This is a genomic window from Pseudomonas edaphica, assembly GCF_965277385.1.
Lineage (GTDB): Bacteria > Pseudomonadota > Gammaproteobacteria > Pseudomonadales > Pseudomonadaceae > Aquipseudomonas > Aquipseudomonas edaphica.
Genome location: NZ_OZ255725.1, coordinates 2,355,398 through 2,372,821, shown reverse-complemented (window position 1 = coordinate 2,372,821; position 17,424 = coordinate 2,355,398). Strand labels below are relative to the sequence as shown.

The following is a 17,424-nucleotide window of genomic DNA, read 5'->3' as shown; positions in this document are numbered from 1 at the left end:
CAACCCTCTGCGAAATTCCTATACAGATTTATAACTCTGTACAACTAAATCTCATCATAGGTTTGATGCTGTACAAGTCAAATTGTTTGTATAAGTATTTTCAGCGCCCGCTATTTCCAACCCATGCGCCAGTCTTCGGCATTTTGCAGGGTTTGCCACGGGAGGCGTTCGGCGCGGCGGGTCATGACCGCTTGCAGCTCGATTTCGAGCACGGTGCCTTCGTCATCACGGAACAGTTCGGTGACGAGGAAGTGTTTTTCCTTGTTGCGCGGGCGTGCTGCTGTCCACTTCGACAACAGCAATTTCGTCGGGTTGAGACGGTTCATTGCAGGTGTTCGATCAGGCGGCGTGCGGCCTCCTGGCCGCTGAGCCACGCGCCTTCGACCCGCCCGGACAGGCACCAGTCACCACACACATACAAGCCCAGGTCGGCGTCGGCCAGCACGCCAAATTCATGCCGCTCCGACGGCCTGGCGTAAAGCCAGCGATGGGCCAGGCTAAAGGACGGTGCGGGCATGGCGCTGTGCAGCAGTTCGGCGAAGGCGCCGTGCAGGTGTTCGATCACCGCCTCTTTGGGCAAGTCGAGATTGGCCTTGCTCCAGGCGCTGGTGGCGTGCAGCACCCAGGTGTCGAGGGTGGCGTCACGCCCGGGTTTACTGCGGTTGCGCGCCAGCCAGTCGAGCGGGCTGTCTTGCACAAAGCAGCCTTGCATCGGCGTATCCAGCGGCGTGTCAAAGGCCAGCGCGACGGCCCAGGTGGGGTCCATCTTCACCCCGGCGGCGGCACTTGCAAGCTTGGGCGCGGCGGCCAGCAGGGCGGTGGCCTGGGGCGCCGGCGTGGCAATGACTACGTGGCTGAACGGGCCATGATTGCCGCCGTCGGCGTCCAGCAGGTTCCAGTGCTGCTTGCCTTGGAACACTTCGGTGATGCGGCAACCGAACTCAACCGGCAAGTCGTCAAGCAGTGCGCGGGTAATGGCGCTCATGCGCGGCGTGCCGACCCAGCGGATCTGCTCGTCGGGGGAGGGCGTGAGCTGGCCGGACTTGAAGTTGTACAGCTGCGGTTTCCACTGTTCGGCCCAGCCGTTGCTTTGCCAGCGCTGTACTTCGTTGACGAAGCGCCGGTCGCGGGCGGTGAAGTATTGTGCGCCCATGTCCAACGCGCCGGCATCGCTGCGCTTGCTGGACATGCGGCCACCACTGCCACGGCTTTTATCAAAGAGTTGTACAACGTGCCCCGCGTCTCGTAACGCTCGGGCGGCGGAAAGACCGGCGATGCCGGTGCCGATGATCGCGATGGGAACAGTCATTGGGGGCCTCGTTTTACCTTTGGGTACAGACTACGCCGACACCCATAGCTGTACAATATTGTTTTTTGGTATAAGTTTTGGCGTACCTGTTCTAACGGCGTGACCTAAGGTTAAGGGTGAGGGGTTAAGAAGGAGGCCTGAACCGGCCTCTGAAACCAACGTAACGCCCACTTACAAAAGATCCATGCTTATAAAATAGACTAGCGATGGGCGGCAAACGTTACATGAGGAGAAACCCATGCATATTTTGCTGACCGGCGGTACGGGCTTGATCGGTCGTCAACTCTGTCTGCACTGGCTTGCCCAAGGGCATCGCCTGACCGTGTGGAGCCGCGAGCCGGATACCGTGGCCAAATGGTGCGGTGCCGAGGTGCTCGGTGTTGGCCGCTTGCAAAACGTGATCGGCACGGTGGATGCGGTGGTCAACCTGGCGGGCGCGCCGATTGCCGATCGCCCATGGACCAAAAAGCGCAAGGCATTGCTGTGGAGCAGCCGCATCGGCCACACCGAAACCTTGCTGGCTTGGATGCAAGGCCTGGCGCAAAAGCCGGCGGTGTTGATTTCCGGCTCTGCAGTGGGCTGGTATGGCGACGGCGGCGAGCGCGAACTGACCGAAGCCAGTGGCCCGGTGCAGGATGATTTCCCCAGCCAACTGTGCATCGCCTGGGAAGAAACCGCGTTGCGCGCCGAAGCCTTCGGCACCCGCGTGGTGCTGGTGCGCACTGGCCTGGTGTTGGCGGCCAAGGGCGGCTTTTTGTCGCGCCTGCTGCTGCCGTTCAAACTGGGGCTGGGCGGGCCGATCGGCAATGGTCGGCAGTGGATGCCGTGGGTCCATATCAAAGATCAAATCGCCCTGATTGATTTTCTTCTGCACAACGACGACGCCAGCGGTCCTTATAATGCCTGCGCGCCACACCCGGTACGTAATCGCGAGTTTGCCAACACCTTGGGCCAGGTGCTGCACCGCCCAGCGTTCATGCCGATGCCGGCGTTTGCCTTGAAGGTCGGCCTGGGCGAGTTGTCCGGGTTGTTGCTGGGCGGGCAGAAGGCCGTCCCCGAACGGTTGCTGGCCGCCGGTTTCACTTTTCAGTTCACTGAGTTGCACGCGGCACTGGAAGACTTGTCCAGCCGCCTCTAGCCATAGGATGTTGCATGACGGATCACGCGTTGTTACTGGTCAACCTGGGTTCACCGGCGTCCACTTCGGTGGCCGATGTGCGCAGCTACCTTAATCAGTTCCTGATGGACCCTTATGTGATCGACCTGCCGTGGCCGGTGCGGCGCTTGCTGGTGTCGCTGATCCTGATCAAGCGCCCTGAGCAATCGGCGCATGCCTACGCCTCGATCTGGTGGGAAGAGGGTTCGCCGCTTGTGGTCCTGAGCCGTCGCTTGCAAGCGCAAATGACCCAGCAGTGGACCCACGGCCCGGTGGAGCTGGCGATGCGCTACGGCGAGCCGTCGCTTGAAACCACCCTCACGCGCCTCGCGGCTCAAGGCATTCAAAAAGTCACCCTGGCGCCGTTGTATCCGCAGTTCGCTGACAGCACCGTGACCACGGTGATCGAAGAAGCCAAGCGTGTGGTCCGCGACAAGAAGCTCAACGTGCAGTTTTCTATCTTGCAGCCGTTCTACGATCAGCCGGAATACCTCGACGCCTTGGTCGCCAGCGCCCGGCCGTACGTGGCACAGGAATTCGATCATTTGTTGCTGAGCTTCCATGGGTTGCCTGAGCGCCATCTGAAAAAACTCGACCCCACAGGCCAGTATTGCTTCAAGGATGCTGACTGCTGCAAGAACGCTTCGCCCGAGGTGCTTGCCACCTGCTACCGCGCCCAGTGCTTCAGCGTGGCGCGCGACTTTGCCGCGCGCATGGGCTTGCCGGAGGGCAAGTGGTCGGTGGCGTTCCAGTCACGGCTGGGCCGCGCCAAGTGGATCGAACCCTACACCGAGGCCCGCCTGGAGACCTTGGCCCAGCAAGGCGTGAAAAAACTGCTGGTGATGTGCCCGGCGTTTGTCGCCGATTGCATCGAGACCCTGGAGGAGATTGGTGATCGCGGGCTGGAGCAGTTCCGCGAGGCAGGGGGCGAGGAGTTGGTGTTGGTGCCGTGCTTGAACGATGAGCCGCAGTGGGCGGTGGCGCTTAATACGCTGTGCGAGCGGGCGCCAGTAGCGCTGTAGTCCGAGTGTCGAAACGATAGAGATCAACTGTGGGAGCCGGGCTTGCCCGCGATGGCGGTTTGTCAGTCGACATATTTGGTGACTGATAGGCCGCCATCGCGGGCAAGCCCGCTCCCACAGTGTTTTTCAGGGTTTATTCGTGGTGCGGTTCACCGAGGAAGGTCAACGAAGTAAACAGCCCGCGGGTGGCCACGTCGGCGTTGTCCTTGAGCGGAATCTCCACCTGCGCGGCAATCACATTCAACCCTTCATTACGCACCAGCACCTGGGCGCGGCCGTCCTTGTCGGTCTCAGTGCTCAAGGTGTTCGGCGCATTGCGATAATCGCCCACCAGCTTGATCCCCGCCGCCGGTTTGCCGTCCAGCAGTACCCGCACCGGCAGTGACTTGCCTGGCCCTACGGTCAGCGGGTCGACTTCCGGCAGGATCAGCAGCTTGATCTGGTCCAGCTTGGGCAGCTTCGCCCCAGGCTGGTAAATCGCCAGGCTGTACTTGAAGGTCTGGGTCGAACCAATCGCGCCTGGCACTTGGCTACGGCCCTGGTTGATCCACTTCTTGTCCGGCGTCTGCGACCACATCCCGTTATCCAACGCCACGGCTAAAACGGCGGGCGATTTGAGTGGCTTGAGGCGTGCGTGGTCGGCCAGGGGCTCCACGGTGACCGGGATCATTTTGCCGCTGGCGTCATACGCCCAGGCGCCGCTGATTTTTTGCGCCTTGAAGGCATTGTCTTCGGCGCCGTGGCCGTAGATCACTTCGATATTGCCGCGTCGTTGTTCGGTCCACAGGCCGTGGGCGGAGACTTGGCTGGCAAACAGCAGGCCGATCACGGCCAGGGATTTGAAGGCTTGCATGGGGCATCCTTTTACAGGTTAAGGGTCAGGCTGACGGTGAAGTTGCGCGGCTCGCCGGGAGTGACCCAGTAATTGCTGTAGGAGCGCTCGTAGTACTTTTCGTCGAATAGGTTGTTGAGGTTCAGGCCCACCGTGACGCTATCGCTGGCCTTGTAATGCGCCAGCAGGTCGACGGTGTGGTAGGCGGGCAGTTCGAACTGGCTGCCGGCCTCGCCGGAGCGATCACCGACGTAGGTAAACGCCGCGCCCAGGTCCGAGCCACGCAGCGCGCCATTCTGGAATTCATACACACCCAGCAGACTGCCGCTGCGCTTGGCTACGCCCAGAATCCGGCTGCCGGTGGGGATGGATTTGTCGCCCTTGGTCACTTCGGCGTCGATGTAGGCAAAGGCGCCGATCACGCGTACCGCGTCCGTCACTTGCCCGCTCAGTTGCAGGTCAAAGCCCTGGCTGCGCGCCTTGCCTATGGCGCGGCTGTTGTTGAGGGTGGCCGGGTCCTGGGTCAGAACATTTTCTTTTTCGATATGGAAGGCGGCGAGCGTGGTGCTCAAACGGTCGTCGAACAGCTCGCTCTTGATCCCCACTTCATAGCCCACGCCTTCTTCGGGCTTGAAGGATTTGCCGCCGGCATCCACACCGTTGTTGGGTTTGAACGAGGTTGACGCGTTGGCGAACACCCCGACTTGCGGCGTTAGCTGATAGAGCAGACCGGCGCGTTGAGTCAGGGCATCGTGGGTTTGCCGGCTCTTGGCGTGGTTGCGGGTGAAGTCGTCGGTGCGTTGTTCGACATGCTCGAAGCGCGCACCGAGCATGCCGCGCAGGCGGTCGGTGAAGATGATCTGGTCTTGCAGGTTCAGCGCCTGGCTTTTCGTCTGTTCGAAGACGTCGGTGCCGGTGCGTGCGCCGTTGGGTTTGGTCTGGCCGTAGATCGGGTTATAGATGTCGATGGGGTAGAGGCTGCCGGCAACCGCCGACACGCGTTCCTTCTTGCGGTAGTCCTCGTATTCGCCGCCGATCAACAGTTCGTGCTGCCAGCTGCCGATGTCGAACTGGCCGCGCAGTTCCAGCTGGGTGATGCTGTCGTGCCAACCGGTGGAGCGTTCGCGCAGGCGGCGGTTAACGGTATGGCCGTTGGCATTCAGCGCACGACTTTCCGAGGCGTCACCCCACAGGCTGCCCTGTTTGTAGTGGCTGGCCAGGCGCAGTTTCCAGGCGTCATTAAGGTGATGTTCCAACGCGGCCTGGATGCGATTGTTGTGGTTGCGGATATTGCCGTCGTTGGGTTCGCCGAGGAAGGTCGAGCGGGACATGCCATGGTTGGCGACGATGCCCCGGTCGAAGGTGGAGCTGTGGCGCACGAACTCGCTTTCTACGAGAAGACTGGTGTCGGGGTCCAACTGCCAACTGAATGATGGCGCGACGAATACGCGCTGGGCGTCGACGTGATCGCGGAAGCTGTGGTTGTCTTCCACGGCCAGGTTGACCCGCGACAGCACGCGGCCTTCGCTGTCCAGCGGGGTGTTCACATCCAGTGCGGTGCGATAGCGGTCCCAGCTGCCAGCACTGGTTTGCACGGTGGTAAAGGCTTCGGGCTGCGGCTTCTTGGTGACAATGTTCACGGTGCCGCCGGGATCGCCACGGCCGTACAGGCTGGCTGCGGGGCCTTTGAGCACTTCAATGCGCTCGATGTTGGCCGCGTCCGGGGTGCTCGGGTAGCCACGGTTGGCGCTGAAACCGTCCTGGTAGAACTCCGACGTGGTGAAGCCGCGCACGCTGTACTCGTAAAGCGTCAGGCCGCCGAAGTTGTTTTGCTTGGACACGCCGCCGGCAAACTCCAGAGCACGTTCCACGCTGGTGCTGCCCAGGTCCTTGAGCACCGTGGCAGGAATCACGCTGATTGATTGTGGGATGTCGCGCAGATCGGTGTCAGTTTTGGTCGCGCTGGCGGAACGGGTGGCGCGGTAGCCTTTGACGGGGCCGGTGGCGGATTCATAGGCGTCGGAGGTGACGCTGATGGTGTCCAGTTCGACAGTGTTGTCATCGGCGTAGGCGGGGTCCAGCAGCAAACCCAAGGCCAGGCCAGCCACGGGGGCGAATCTTTGAGACGGCATGATAGAGCGTTCCAATAGCGATATTGAAACAATATAACATGACCATTGAGAATGAATTTCTTTTGAAATATTCGGTAACAGGAGCCCGCGAACGGGCTCCCGTAGCCGTTATTCCTCTTCTTTCACCGGGGCGGGTGGCGGGCGCAGGCCGATCTCTGCCGACAGCTTGATCTCTTTGCCGTTGCGCATTACCAGGATCGACACCTTATCGGTCGGCTTGATCCGCGCCACCTGGTTCATCGACTTGCGGCCATCACCGGCCGGTTCGCCATCGATGCTCAGGATCACATCGCCCAATTGCAGGCCGGCTTTCTGCGCCGGGCCGTCGCGGAAGATCCCGGCCACCACGATGCCCGGGCGCCCGGTCAAGCCGAACGACTCGGCCAGTTCCTTGGTCAACGGCTGTACTTCGATACCCAGCCAGCCACGGATTACCTGGCCGTGCTCGATGATCGACTTCATCACTTCCATTGCCAGCTTCACCGGGATCGCAAAGCCGATGCCCTGGGAACCGCCGGACTTGGAGAAAATCGCCGTGTTGATACCGGTCAGGTTGCCATTGGCATCCACCAATGCGCCGCCAGAGTTCCCCGGATTGATCGCCGCGTCAGTCTGGATAAAGTCTTCGTAGCTGTTGAGCCCCAACTGGTTACGCCCGGTGGCGCTGATGATGCCCATGGTCACGGTCTGGCCGACGCCGAACGGGTTGCCGATGGCCAGCGCGACATCACCGACGCGTAGCCCTTCGGAGCGGCCGATGGTGATCGAGGGCAGGCTCTTGAGGTCGATCTTCAGCACCGCAAGGTCGGTTTCCGGGTCGCTGCCGACCACGCGGGCCAGGGTTTCACGGCCGTCGCGCAGGGCCACCACAATCTGGTCGGCGCCGGTGGTCACGTGGTTGTTGGTGAGGATGTAACCTTCCGGGCTCATGATCACCCCGGAACCGAGGCTGGATTCCATCCGGCGCTGCTTGGGCCCGTTGTCGCCGAAATAGCGGCGAAACTGCGGGTCTTCAAACAACGGATGCGCCGGTTTATTGATGACCTTGGTGGTGTACAGGTTGACCACTGCAGGCGCGGCGATGACCACCGCGTCGGCGTAGGTCACCGGGCCTTGTACCACCGAGCTGCTTTGTGGGGCCTGTTGCAGGTTCACATCAAGGCTGGGTAAGCCCACCCATTGGGGATAACGCTGAATAATCAGCATCGCGATCAGCACGCCAGCCAACAATGGCCATCCAAAAAAACGCAGTGCCTTGAGCATCAAGTAAGTCCTGACAGGTTGCAGGGGGCGGGATAGCGCCCATAATGTCGCGCATTATACGAGGCTGCGAGCGCCTCGGAACGGGATATTTAGGAGTCTTTTATGGCTGTCCCCCTTAGCACCCTGGTCGAGGAAGCGGACCGCTACCTTGGCAGCGCAAAAATTGCCGATTATTGCCCCAATGGCTTGCAGGTCGAGGGGCGCCCGCAGGTGATGCGCATTGTCAGCGGCGTCACGGCCAGCCAAGCGTTGCTGGACGCCGCCGTCGAAGCCCAGGCCGACCTGGTGCTGGTGCACCATGGTTATTTCTGGAAGGGCGAAAACCCGTGCATCACCGGCATGAAGCAACGCCGCCTGAAAACCCTGCTCAAGCACGACATCAGCCTGCTGGCCTACCACCTGCCGCTGGACCTGCACCCGGAGGTGGGCAACAACGTGCAACTCGCCCGTCAGTTGGACATCACCGTCGAAGGCCCGCTGGATCCGAACAACCCGAAAATCGTCGGCCTGGTCGGCTCCCTGGCCGAACCCTTGTCGCCGCGTGATTTTGCCCGACGCGTGCAGGATGTAATGGGTCGCGAGCCACTGTTGATCGAAGGCAGCGAGATGATCCGCCGGGTGGGTTGGTGCACGGGCGGCGGGCAAGGTTACATCGACGATGCGATTGCCGCCGGCGTCGACCTGTACTTGAGTGGCGAAGCGTCCGAGCAGACCTTCCACAGCGCGCGGGAAAACGACGTCAGCTTTATTGCAGCGGGCCATCACGCTACTGAGCGTTATGGCGTGCAGGCACTGGGTGACTATCTGGCACGGCGTTTCGCGCTGGAACATCTGTTCATCGATTGCCCCAACCCAATCTAAAGAACACCAAGGCTCAAATGTGGGAGCTGGCTTGCCTGCGATTGCATCACCTCGGTTTGCCTGAATGACCGAAGTGCCTGTATCGCAGGCAAGCCAGCTCCCACACAAGCCAGCTCCCACAAGCCTGCTCCTGCAGCCAAACTCGGGGGCATATTCATATACCGTTTCGATCTAGCTGGCTCCCTGAATAGAAGAAGGTGCTGTGCTAGCATGCCCCGCTCGAACACGGCCCGCTGGCCGTCCATAAGATCGTTTTTCCGTGAGTAGCCATGGTCGACAAACTGACGCATCTGAAACAGCTGGAGGCGGAAAGCATCCACATCATCCGCGAGGTCGCCGCCGAGTTCGACAACCCGGTGATGCTCTACTCGATCGGTAAAGACTCCGCCGTGATGCTGCATCTGGCGCGCAAGGCCTTCTTCCCGGGCAAATTGCCGTTCCCGGTGATGCACGTCGACACCCGCTGGAAATTCCAGGAGATGTACAAGTTCCGCGACAAAATGGTCGAAGAACTGGGCCTGGACCTGATCACCCACGTCAACCCTGATGGTGTGGCGCAGGGCATCAACCCGTTCACCCACGGCAGCGCCAAGCACACCGACATCATGAAGACCGAAGGCCTCAAGCAGGCCTTGGACAAGCATGGTTTCGACGCAGCCTTCGGCGGTGCCCGTCGCGATGAAGAGAAGTCCCGCGCCAAAGAGCGTGTGTACTCGTTCCGTGACAGCAAACACCGCTGGGACCCGAAGAACCAGCGCCCGGAACTGTGGAACGTCTACAACGGCAACGTCAACAAAGGCGAGTCGATCCGTGTGTTCCCGCTGTCCAACTGGACCGAGCTGGACATCTGGCAGTACATCTACCTGGAAGGCATCCCGATTGTGCCGCTGTACTTCGCCGCCGAGCGCGACGTGATCGAGAAGAACGGCACGTTGATCATGATCGACGACGACCGCATCCTCGAGCACTTGTCCGACGAAGACAAAGCCCGAATCGTCAAAAAGAAAGTACGTTTCCGTACCCTTGGCTGCTACCCGTTGACGGGCGCGGTGGAGTCCGAAGCCGAGACGCTGACGGACATCATTCAGGAAATGCTCCTGACGCGAACTTCCGAGCGCCAGGGCCGGGTCATCGACCACGATGGCGCAGGCTCGATGGAAGATAAAAAACGTCAAGGGTACTTTTAAGCTTCGAGTTACAAGCGGCAAGCTGCAAGTTAAAGGCGGTACGCGTAATTTTGCAGCTTGGTGCTTGCAGCCGGTTGTTGCGAGCCGCTATTGAGTGACTCGTAATGGATTTCGAGAAATTGGTTGTCTGGCAGAGAAGTAAGTGTTTGGCGGTGGGGATCTATAGAGCGTTTGCGCAGTGCGGGGATTTTGGCTTCAAGGATCAAATCACCCGGTCTGCACTTTCGGTGCCTTCCAATATTGCTGAAGGCATGGAACGTCGTGGCAGCAAAGAGAAAGCTCACTTTCTTTGGATTGCGAAAGCTTCTTGTGGAGAGCTACGAACTCAGATTCTCATCGGTCGTGACATCGCTTACATCGCCCGCCCGCTGGCTGAAAACTGGATTACAGAAACTCGCGAGCTCTCAAAAATGCTCTGCGGCTTGATCAACAAAATTTCTGACTAGCTGTACGCCGACAAGCTTGCCGCTTGAAGCTTACAGCTTGGAGCTTGAACGCAATGAGCCATCAATCTGATTTGATCAGCGAGGACATCCTCGCCTACCTGGGCCAGCACGAGCGCAAAGAGATGTTGCGCTTCCTGACCTGCGGCAACGTCGACGACGGCAAGAGCACCCTGATCGGGCGCCTGCTGCACGACTCCAAGATGATCTACGAAGATCACCTGGAAGCCATTACCCGTGATTCGAAAAAATCCGGCACCACGGGCGATGATATCGACCTGGCCTTGCTGGTTGACGGCCTGCAGGCCGAGCGTGAACAGGGCATCACCATTGATGTTGCCTACCGCTACTTCTCCACCGCCAAGCGCAAATTCATCATCGCCGATACCCCTGGCCATGAGCAGTACACCCGCAACATGGCCACCGGTGCGTCCACCTGTGACCTGGCGATCATTCTGATCGACGCCCGCTACGGCGTGCAGACCCAGACCCGCCGCCACAGCTATATCGCCTCGTTACTGGGCATCAAGCACATCGTGATTGCCGTCAACAAGATGGACATCAATGGCTTTGACCAAAGCGTGTTCGAGTCGATCAAGGCCGATTACCTGAAGTTTGCCGAGGGCATTGCGTTCAAGCCGAGCACCATGGCGTTTGTACCGATGTCGGCGCTCAAGGGCGACAACGTGGTGAACAAGAGCGAGCGCTCGCCCTGGTACACCGGCCAGTCGTTGATGGAGATTCTTGAAACCGTCGAGATCGCCAACGACCGCAACTACACCGACCTGCGTTTCCCGGTGCAGTACGTCAACCGTCCGAACCTGAACTTCCGCGGTTTCGCCGGCACCCTCGCCAGCGGCATCGTGCACAAGGGCGATGAAGTCGTGGTGCTGCCGTCGGGCAAGAGCAGCCGCGTCAAATCCATCGTCACCTTCGAGGGCGAGCTGGAACACGCAGGCCCAGGCCAGGCCGTGACCCTGACCATGGAAGACGAGATCGACATCTCCCGTGGCGACCTGTTGGTGCATGCCGACAACGTGCCGCAAGTCACCGATGCTTTCGACGCCATGCTGGTCTGGATGGCCGAAGAGCCGATGCTGCCGGGCAAGAAATACGACATCAAGCGCGCCACCAGCTACGTGCCGGGTTCGATCACCAGCATCGTGCACCGCGTGGACGTGAACACCCTGGCCGAAGGCCCGGCAAGTTCGCTGCAACTGAACGAGATTGGCCGGGTCAAGGTCAGCCTCGACGCCGCCATTGCGTTGGATGGCTATGACAGCAACCGCACCACTGGTGCGTTTATCGTCATCGACCGTTTGACCAACGGTACTGTGGCTGCGGGCATGATTATTGCGCCGCCGGTGGGCCATGGTGGCGCTGCGCAACACGGCCGCCTTGCTCATGTAGCCACCGAAGAGCGCGCCCAACGCTTCGGCCAGCAACCGGCTACCGTGTTGTTCAGCGGCCTGTCCGGCGCCGGCAAAAGCACCTTGGCCTACGCGGTTGAGCGCAAGCTGTTTGACATGGGCCGTGCGGTATTCGTACTGGATGGCCAGAACCTGCGCCGCGACTTGAACAAGGGCTTGCCGCAGGACCGCGTCGGGCGTACCGAAAACTGGCGCCGTGCTGCTCACGTGGCGCGTCAGTTCAACGAAGCCGGCCTGCTGACCCTGGCCGCGTTTGTTGCCCCGGATGCCGAAGGCCGTGAACAGGCCAAGGCGTTAATCGGCAGCGACCGCTTGCTCACCGTCTACGTGCAGGCCTCGCCGCTGGTGTGCGCCGAGCGTGATCCGCAAGGCCTGTACGCGGCGGGCGGGGACAACATCCCAGGCGAGTCCTTCCCGTACGACGTGCCGTTGAATGCCGACTTGGTGATCGACACCCAGGCCACGTCGCTGGAAGACAGCGTCAAGCAAGTGCTGGAGCTGTTGCGCCAGCGCGGCGCGATCTAAACCTCGCCGCCACAAAAAAGCCCGCCACCGATCATTCGGTGGCGGGCTTTTTACTTTCTCAAGGTCTGGCGCGGTCACTGTGGGAGCTGGCTTGCCTGCGATAGCGGTGGGTCAGCAACATACCCATCAACTGACACTCAGCTATCGCAGGCAAGCCAGCTCCCACATTAGATTGCATTCACAGGTCGGTCAGTGGCGGCCTGGGTATTCCGTGTGAAGCTTATCCAGCAGCGCATCCTTGTCTTCCCACAGCTGGTTGATCCACCCCTGGAACGCCAACCGATACTCCCCATCCTGCTCATAATTCTTGCCGATAAACCCGGCTGGAATCTGCACTTCCTCAAAGCGCACCACCACGTCTTTCACATTCCCGCACAACAAATCCCAATACCCTGGACGCCCGGCCGGGTAGTGGATGGTCACGTTCACCAATGACTTGAGCTGCTCGCCCATGGCATCCAGCACAAACGCAATGCCACCGGCCTTGGGCTTGAGCAGGTAACGGAACGGCGATTTCTGCTGTGCGTGCTTGCCCGGCGTAAACCGCGTGCCTTCGGCAAAGTTGAAAATACCCACCGGGTTGTCGCGAAACTTCGCGCAGGTCTTGCGCGTGGTTTCCAGGTCTTTGCCTTTCTTCTCCGGGTGCTTCTCCAGGTAAGCCTTGGTGTAGCGCTTCATAAACGGGAAGCCCAGCGCCCACCATGCCAGGCCAATCACCGGCACCCAGATCAGTTCCTGCTTGAGGAAGAACTTCAGCGGCCGAATCCGGCGATTGAGCACGTATTGCAGCACCATGATGTCGACCCAACTCTGGTGGTTACTGGTCACCAGATACGAGTGCTGGTAGTCCAGGCCTTCAAGGCCAGTCAGGTGCCAGCGTGTGCGTCGCACCAGGTTCATCCAGCCCTTGTTGTTGGTCACCCAGGCTTCGTGGGTGTGGTTCATCAGCCATTCGCTGAAGCGTTTGGCAAATGGCAGCGCCTTGAACAGCGCGACAACAAACAGGAACGAACACAGCAGGATCGTGTTCAGCGCCAACAACAAGGACGCGATTACCCCGCGTACGGCGGCAGGTAGAAAATCCAGCATTTAGATATCCATAGGTCGGTTGGCGGCTTGAATCGCCGTCAGGGCGATGGTGTACACGATGTCGTCCACTTGTGCACCGCGCGGCAGGTCGTTCACCGGTTTGCGCAAGCCTTGCAGCATGGGGCCCAGGCTTACGCAGTCGGCGCTGCGCTGCACGGCCTTGTGCGTGGTATTGCCAGTGTTCAGGTCCGGGAACACAAACACCGTGGCTTTACCGGCGACCTGGCTGTTGGGCGCCAACTGCCGGGCGACGGTTTCATTGGCGGCGGCGTCGTATTGCAACGGCCCATCGATCAGCAGCGAGCTTTGCTGTTCGTGGGCGAGCAAGGTGGCTTCGCGGACTTTCTCCACTTCTTCGCCGCTGGCCGAATCACCGCTGGAATAGCTGATCATCGCCACCCGTGGCGTAATGCCGAAGGCAGCGGCGGAGTCGGCACTTTGCAGGGCGATTTCCGCCAGTTCCACGGCGCTTGGGTGCGGGTTCATCACGCAGTCGCCGTACACCAGCACCTGCTCGGGGAACAGCATAAAAAACACCGACGACACCAAGGTGCAGCCCGGCGCCGTTTTAATCAGCTGCAGGGCAGGGCGGATGGTGTTGGCGGTGGAGTGAATAACCCCGGAAACCAGGCCGTCCACTTCATCCAGCGCGAGCATCATGGTGGCGATCACCACCGTATCTTCCAATTGTTGCTCGGCCATCGGCGCGTTGAGGCTCTTGCTCTTGCGCAGTGCGACCATTGGCTCGACATAGCGCTGGCGAATCAGGTCCGGGTCGAGAATCTCCAGGCCTTCGGGCAATTCGATGCCGTGGGCGCGGGCGACGGCTTCCACGTCGGCAGGTTTGGCCAGCAGCACGCAGCGCGCAATGCCCCGGGCCTGGCAGATGGCGGCGGCCTGCACGGTCAACGGCTCGCTGCCCTCGGGCAACACGATGCGTTTGTTGGCGGCCTGGGCGCGCTGGATCAACTGATAGCGGAACACCGCGGGCGACAGGCGCATTTCCCGTGGCGTGCCGCAGCGTTGGTGCAGCCAGCGTGCATCGAGGTGGCTGGCGACGAAATCGGTGATGATCTCCGCGCGCTCGCGGTCATCAATCGGGATTTCTTTGTTCAGGCTGTTGAGCTGGTTGGCCGTGTCGTAGGAACCGGTGCTCACGGAAAGGACTGGCAGCCCGGCCTGGAAGGCGCCACGGCACAGGTCCATGATGCGCGGGTCGGGCAGGGTGTCGCTGGTCAGCAACAGGCCGGCCAAGGGGACGCCGTTGATCGCGGCGAGGCTGACGGCCAGGATGATGTCGTCACGGTCGCCCGGCGTTACCACCAGCACGCCCGGCTTTAGCAGCTCCACGGTGTTACGCATGGTGCGCGCGCAAATGATGATCTTGGTCATGCGCCGGGTTTCGTAGTCGCCGGCGTTGAGGATCTGTGCGCCCATCAGGTCGGCCACGTCGCGGGTGCGCGGGGCGTTGAGTTCGGGCTGGTAAGGGATGCAGCCGAGCAGGCGGAAATCGCCGCTGCGCAACAGGGGCGAATGCTCTTTTAGGCGCGCCGAGAAGGCTTCCATGCTTTCGTCGGTGCGCACTTTGTTGAGGATCACGCCCAGCACTTTCGGGTCTTTGGGGCCGCCGAACAGTTGGGCCTGCAATTCCACGCGGCCCGATAGCTCGGTGAGCACTTCGTTTTCCGGTGCCGACACCAGGATCACTTCTGCGTCGAGGCTCTTGGCCAGGTGCAGGTTGACCCGGGCCGCATAGCTGGCGCTGCGGGTCGGCACCATGCCTTCGACGATCAGCACGTCTTTGCCCACGGCGGCTTGCTGGTACAGGGTGATGATTTCTTCGAGCAGCTCGTCGAGCTGGCCGTCACCGAGCATGCGTTCCACATGGGCCAGGCCCAAGGGTTGTGGTGGCTTAAGGCCGTGGGTGCGCGCCACCAGTTCGGTGGAGCGCTCGGGGCCGGTGTCACCCGGATGTGGCTGGGCAATCGGTTTGAAGAAGCCGACTTTCAGCCCGGCCCGCTCAAGGGTGCGCACCAGCCCAAGGCTGATGGAGGTCAGACCCACACCAAAATCGGTGGGCGCGATAAAAAAAGTCTGCATGCGAATTCTCTGGAGGTGCATGGCTTCGGTGGCGCTCTATGGCTGAGCGCCTACCGGGAATCAGGCACCAAGGTTATCGTTATTCAGGCGCTTGCGCACACCAGCCGCACGTAAAGGGTTGGCCTACTTTTTCAAGACGTTGCGCGGTATCGAGTACCCAGGCGCGCGACTGCCATGGCGGCTGGTGGCGCAGGTGCTGGGTGTGGCCGCAAGACAGCTCGGCCACCCAATGGTTGTCCTCATCCTGATGGAAACCGATGATGAAGGATGCCGTTGATCGGTTCCGTCTGTCCGGGTTCTGTTCGCTTTCGGGCAAATCCTTGTTTAGACTTGTCCGTTCTTCATTCTTATGCAAAAGGTCTCGCCCCATGACGATCGCCGCTAACAAGGCTGTCTCCATCGACTATACCCTGACCAACGACGCTGGTGAGGTCATCGACAGCTCCGCCGGCGGCGCGCCGCTGGTCTACCTGCAAGGTGCAGGTAACATCATCCCGGGCCTGGAGAAGGCTCTGGAAGGCAAGAACGTCGGTGACGAACTGACTGTCGCCGTAGAACCTGAAGATGCTTACGGCGAATACTCCGCCGAACTGGTCAGCACCCTGAGCCGCAGCATGTTCGAAGGCGTTGATGAGCTGGAAGTGGGCATGCAGTTCCACGCATCCGCTCCGGACGGCCAGATGCAGATCGTCACCATCCGCGATCTGGACGGCGACGACGTGACTGTCGACGGCAACCACCCTCTGGCTGGTCAGCGCCTGAACTTCCAAGTGAAGATCGTTGCCATCCGCGACGCCTCCCAGGAAGAAGTGGCCCACGGCCACGTCCACGGTGAAGGCGGTCATCACCATTGATTGTGGTTTGATCAATAGGTAGCAAAAACGCCCCGACTGGTTCGGGGCGTTTTTTTTGCGCCCGAAAATACACTGCAGTTCAAGTGTGGGAGCGGGCTTGCCCGCGATGAGGGCGTGTCAGCCGCCTTATACATCACTGACCCACCGCAATCGCGGGCAAGCCCGCTCCCACATTTTTGATCTTATCGCGCACAAACAAAAATGCCCCGGACCTTTCGGTTCGGGGCATTTCTTAACTGTTACGTAACCTGAGTTACGCGGCAGTTGTTACCACTTAGGCTGCTGCAGCGACGTTCAGAGCCTTGATGTGGCCATTCAGGCGGCTCTTATGACGAGCGGCTTTGTTCTTGTGGATGATGCCTTTATCGGCCATACGGTCGATAACAGGCACAGCCATGTGGGAGCGGGCTTGCCCGCGATGGGGGCGTGTCAGCTGGCCTGTTCACCACTGACCCACCGCAATCGCGGGCAAGCCCGCTCCCACATTTTGATCCGTGCGCCCAAGTTATTGGGCACAAACAAAAATGCCCCGGACCTTTCGGTTCGGGGCATTTCTTAACTGTTACGCAACCTGAGTTACGCGGCAGTTGTTACCACTTAGGCTGCTGCAGCGACGTTCAGAGCCTTGATGTGGCCATTCAGGCGGCTCTTATGACGAGCAGCTTTGTTCTTGTGGATGATGCCTTTATCGGCCATACGGTCGATAACAGGCACAGCCATGTGGGAGCGGGCTTGCCCGCGATGGGGGCGTGTCAGCTGGCCTGTTCACCACTGACCCACCGCAATCGCGGGCAAGCCCGCTCCCACATTTTGATCCGTGCGCCCAAGTTATTGGGCACAAACAAAAATGCCCCGGACCTTTCGGTTCGGGGCATTTCTTAACTGTTACGCAACCTGAGTTACGCGGCAGTTGTTACCACTTAGGCTGCTGCAGCGACGTTCAGAGCCTTGATGTGGCCATTCAGGCGGCTCTTATGACGAGCAGCTTTGTTCTTGTGGATGATGCCTTTATCGGCCATACGGTCGATAACAGGCACAGCCAGAACGTAAGCAGCTTGAGCTTTTTCAGCGTCTTTGGTGTCGATGGCTTTAACTACATTCTTGATGTAGGTACGAACCATGGAACGCAGGCTGGCGTTGTGGCTGCGACGCTTCTCAGCCTGTTTTGCACGTTTTTTGGCGGAAGGTGTGTTGGCCACCGTCGAGCTCCTCGAAAGACTT

The 17,424-nt window shown here is 60.2% G+C and carries 16 protein-coding genes and 2 pseudogenes; 7 read left to right on the top strand and 11 right to left on the bottom strand.

The window, feature by feature from the left end; translation table 11 throughout:
* Window positions 1-110: 110 nt before the first annotated feature.
* Window positions 111-326, bottom strand: a complete 216-nt coding sequence (locus ACQY47_RS10810; RefSeq protein ID WP_017137622.1) for a TIGR02450 family Trp-rich protein — start codon at window positions 324-326, stop codon at window positions 111-113.
* Window positions 323-1,309 (bottom strand): NAD(P)/FAD-dependent oxidoreductase, encoded by a 987-nt coding sequence (locus tag ACQY47_RS10805; protein ID WP_017137621.1) that lies wholly within the window; start codon window positions 1,307-1,309, stop codon window positions 323-325. Before ACQY47_RS10805 ends, ACQY47_RS10810 begins: the two co-directional genes overlap by 4 nt.
* Window positions 1,310-1,547: 238 nt before the next feature.
* On the opposite strand from ACQY47_RS10805, the gene ACQY47_RS10800 reads away from it, so the two are divergent.
* Window positions 1,548-2,447: a TIGR01777 family oxidoreductase gene (locus ACQY47_RS10800; RefSeq protein WP_428557075.1), complete on the top strand. Its 900-nt coding sequence runs from the start codon at window positions 1,548-1,550 to the stop codon at window positions 2,445-2,447.
* A gap of 14 nt (window positions 2,448-2,461) precedes the next feature.
* Window positions 2,462-3,487 (top strand): ferrochelatase, encoded by a 1,026-nt coding sequence (gene hemH / locus ACQY47_RS10795; protein ID WP_428557074.1) that lies wholly within the window; start codon window positions 2,462-2,464, stop codon window positions 3,485-3,487.
* Window positions 3,488-3,620: 133 nt separating this feature from the next.
* On the opposite strand, the gene ACQY47_RS10790 is transcribed toward hemH, so the two are convergent.
* The 3 genes from ACQY47_RS10790 to algW form a co-directional block, all read right to left on the bottom strand.
* The gene (locus tag ACQY47_RS10790; protein ID WP_428557073.1) at window positions 3,621-4,340 is read right to left on the bottom strand and encodes a DUF4198 domain-containing protein; all 720 of its coding nucleotides are present in this window, start codon (window positions 4,338-4,340) and stop codon (window positions 3,621-3,623) included.
* Window positions 4,341-4,351: 11 nt separating this feature from the next.
* Window positions 4,352-6,451: a TonB-dependent siderophore receptor gene (locus ACQY47_RS10785; RefSeq protein ID WP_428557072.1), complete on the bottom strand. Its 2,100-nt coding sequence runs from the start codon at window positions 6,449-6,451 to the stop codon at window positions 4,352-4,354.
* A gap of 108 nt (window positions 6,452-6,559) precedes the next feature.
* Window positions 6,560-7,714 (bottom strand): Do family serine endopeptidase AlgW, encoded by a 1,155-nt coding sequence (gene algW / locus ACQY47_RS10780; protein WP_017137616.1) that lies wholly within the window; start codon window positions 7,712-7,714, stop codon window positions 6,560-6,562.
* 102 nt (window positions 7,715-7,816) lie between these two features.
* Between algW and ACQY47_RS10775 the strand changes: the two genes are divergently transcribed.
* From ACQY47_RS10775 to cysN, 4 genes are all read left to right on the top strand, one after another.
* Window positions 7,817-8,575 (top strand): Nif3-like dinuclear metal center hexameric protein, encoded by a 759-nt coding sequence (locus ACQY47_RS10775; RefSeq protein ID WP_138452862.1) that lies wholly within the window; start codon window positions 7,817-7,819, stop codon window positions 8,573-8,575.
* A gap of 269 nt (window positions 8,576-8,844) precedes the next feature.
* Window positions 8,845-9,762 (top strand): sulfate adenylyltransferase subunit CysD, encoded by a 918-nt coding sequence (gene cysD, locus ACQY47_RS10770; RefSeq protein ID WP_017137614.1) that lies wholly within the window; start codon window positions 8,845-8,847, stop codon window positions 9,760-9,762.
* 104 nt (window positions 9,763-9,866) lie between these two features.
* Complete coding sequence (locus ACQY47_RS10765) at window positions 9,867-10,208, top strand: four helix bundle protein (RefSeq protein WP_338479546.1); 342 nt, start codon at window positions 9,867-9,869, stop codon at window positions 10,206-10,208.
* Window positions 10,209-10,261: 53 nt separating this feature from the next.
* A complete protein-coding gene (cysN, locus tag ACQY47_RS10760; protein ID WP_017137613.1) occupies window positions 10,262-12,160 on the top strand; it encodes a sulfate adenylyltransferase subunit CysN in 1,899 nt (632 codons plus the stop codon).
* A 189-nt stretch (window positions 12,161-12,349) separates the two neighbouring features.
* On the opposite strand, the gene ACQY47_RS10755 is transcribed toward cysN, so the two are convergent.
* The 3 genes from ACQY47_RS10755 to ACQY47_RS10745 form a co-directional block, all read right to left on the bottom strand.
* Complete coding sequence (locus tag ACQY47_RS10755) at window positions 12,350-13,249, bottom strand: acyltransferase (RefSeq protein ID WP_017137612.1); 900 nt, start codon at window positions 13,247-13,249, stop codon at window positions 12,350-12,352.
* Window positions 13,250-15,349: a phosphate acetyltransferase gene (gene pta, locus ACQY47_RS10750; protein WP_056859109.1), complete on the bottom strand. Its 2,100-nt coding sequence runs from the start codon at window positions 15,347-15,349 to the stop codon at window positions 13,250-13,252.
* A 79-nt stretch (window positions 15,350-15,428) separates the two neighbouring features.
* Entirely contained in the window at window positions 15,429-15,719 is a 291-nt protein-coding gene (locus tag ACQY47_RS10745; RefSeq protein ID WP_428557354.1) for a DUF3565 domain-containing protein, read from the bottom strand.
* Between ACQY47_RS10745 and ACQY47_RS10740 the strand changes: the two genes are divergently transcribed.
* Window positions 15,718-16,203: an FKBP-type peptidyl-prolyl cis-trans isomerase gene (locus ACQY47_RS10740; RefSeq protein ID WP_003188398.1), complete on the top strand. Its 486-nt coding sequence runs from the start codon at window positions 15,718-15,720 to the stop codon at window positions 16,201-16,203. The genes ACQY47_RS10745 and ACQY47_RS10740 overlap by 2 nt on opposite strands.
* A gap of 274 nt (window positions 16,204-16,477) precedes the next feature.
* Here the strand turns inward: ACQY47_RS10740 and rpsT (ACQY47_RS10735) are convergent.
* From rpsT (ACQY47_RS10735) to rpsT (ACQY47_RS10725), 3 genes and pseudogenes are all read right to left on the bottom strand, one after another.
* A pseudogene (gene rpsT, locus ACQY47_RS10735) lies at window positions 16,478-16,606 on the bottom strand (30S ribosomal protein S20); the annotation flags it as partial.
* A 194-nt stretch (window positions 16,607-16,800) separates the two neighbouring features.
* Window positions 16,801-16,929: pseudogene (gene rpsT, locus ACQY47_RS10730) on the bottom strand (30S ribosomal protein S20); the annotation flags it as partial.
* Window positions 16,930-17,123: 194 nt separating this feature from the next.
* Window positions 17,124-17,402 (bottom strand): 30S ribosomal protein S20, encoded by a 279-nt coding sequence (rpsT, locus tag ACQY47_RS10725; RefSeq protein ID WP_003171647.1) that lies wholly within the window; start codon window positions 17,400-17,402, stop codon window positions 17,124-17,126.
* Window positions 17,403-17,424 lie beyond the last annotated feature (22 nt).

Excerpts from the sequence above, each read along its gene's own strand:
- ACQY47_RS10810 (WP_017137622.1), bottom strand. The coding sequence starts at position 326 with ATGAACCGTCTCAACCCGACGAAATTGCTGTTGTCGAAGTGGACAGCA.
- ACQY47_RS10805 (WP_017137621.1), bottom strand. The coding sequence starts at position 1,309 with ATGACTGTTCCCATCGCGATCATCGGCACCGGCATCGCCGGTCTTTCC.
- ACQY47_RS10800 (WP_428557075.1), top strand. The coding sequence starts at position 1,548 with ATGCATATTTTGCTGACCGGCGGTACGGGCTTGATCGGTCGTCAACTC.
- hemH (WP_428557074.1), top strand. The coding sequence starts at position 2,462 with ATGACGGATCACGCGTTGTTACTGGTCAACCTGGGTTCACCGGCGTCC.
- ACQY47_RS10790 (WP_428557073.1), bottom strand. The coding sequence starts at position 4,340 with ATGCAAGCCTTCAAATCCCTGGCCGTGATCGGCCTGCTGTTTGCCAGC.
- ACQY47_RS10785 (WP_428557072.1), bottom strand. The coding sequence starts at position 6,451 with ATGCCGTCTCAAAGATTCGCCCCCGTGGCTGGCCTGGCCTTGGGTTTG.
- algW (WP_017137616.1), bottom strand. The coding sequence starts at position 7,714 with ATGCTCAAGGCACTGCGTTTTTTTGGATGGCCATTGTTGGCTGGCGTG.
- ACQY47_RS10775 (WP_138452862.1), top strand. The coding sequence starts at position 7,817 with ATGGCTGTCCCCCTTAGCACCCTGGTCGAGGAAGCGGACCGCTACCTT.
- cysD (WP_017137614.1), top strand. The coding sequence starts at position 8,845 with ATGGTCGACAAACTGACGCATCTGAAACAGCTGGAGGCGGAAAGCATC.
- ACQY47_RS10765 (WP_338479546.1), top strand. The coding sequence starts at position 9,867 with ATGGATTTCGAGAAATTGGTTGTCTGGCAGAGAAGTAAGTGTTTGGCG.
- cysN (WP_017137613.1), top strand. The coding sequence starts at position 10,262 with ATGAGCCATCAATCTGATTTGATCAGCGAGGACATCCTCGCCTACCTG.
- ACQY47_RS10755 (WP_017137612.1), bottom strand. The coding sequence starts at position 13,249 with ATGCTGGATTTTCTACCTGCCGCCGTACGCGGGGTAATCGCGTCCTTG.
- pta (WP_056859109.1), bottom strand. The coding sequence starts at position 15,349 with ATGCAGACTTTTTTTATCGCGCCCACCGATTTTGGTGTGGGTCTGACC.
- ACQY47_RS10740 (WP_003188398.1), top strand. The coding sequence starts at position 15,718 with ATGACGATCGCCGCTAACAAGGCTGTCTCCATCGACTATACCCTGACC.
- ACQY47_RS10745 (WP_428557354.1), bottom strand. The coding sequence starts at position 15,719 with ATGGGGCGAGACCTTTTGCATAAGAATGAAGAACGGACAAGTCTAAAC.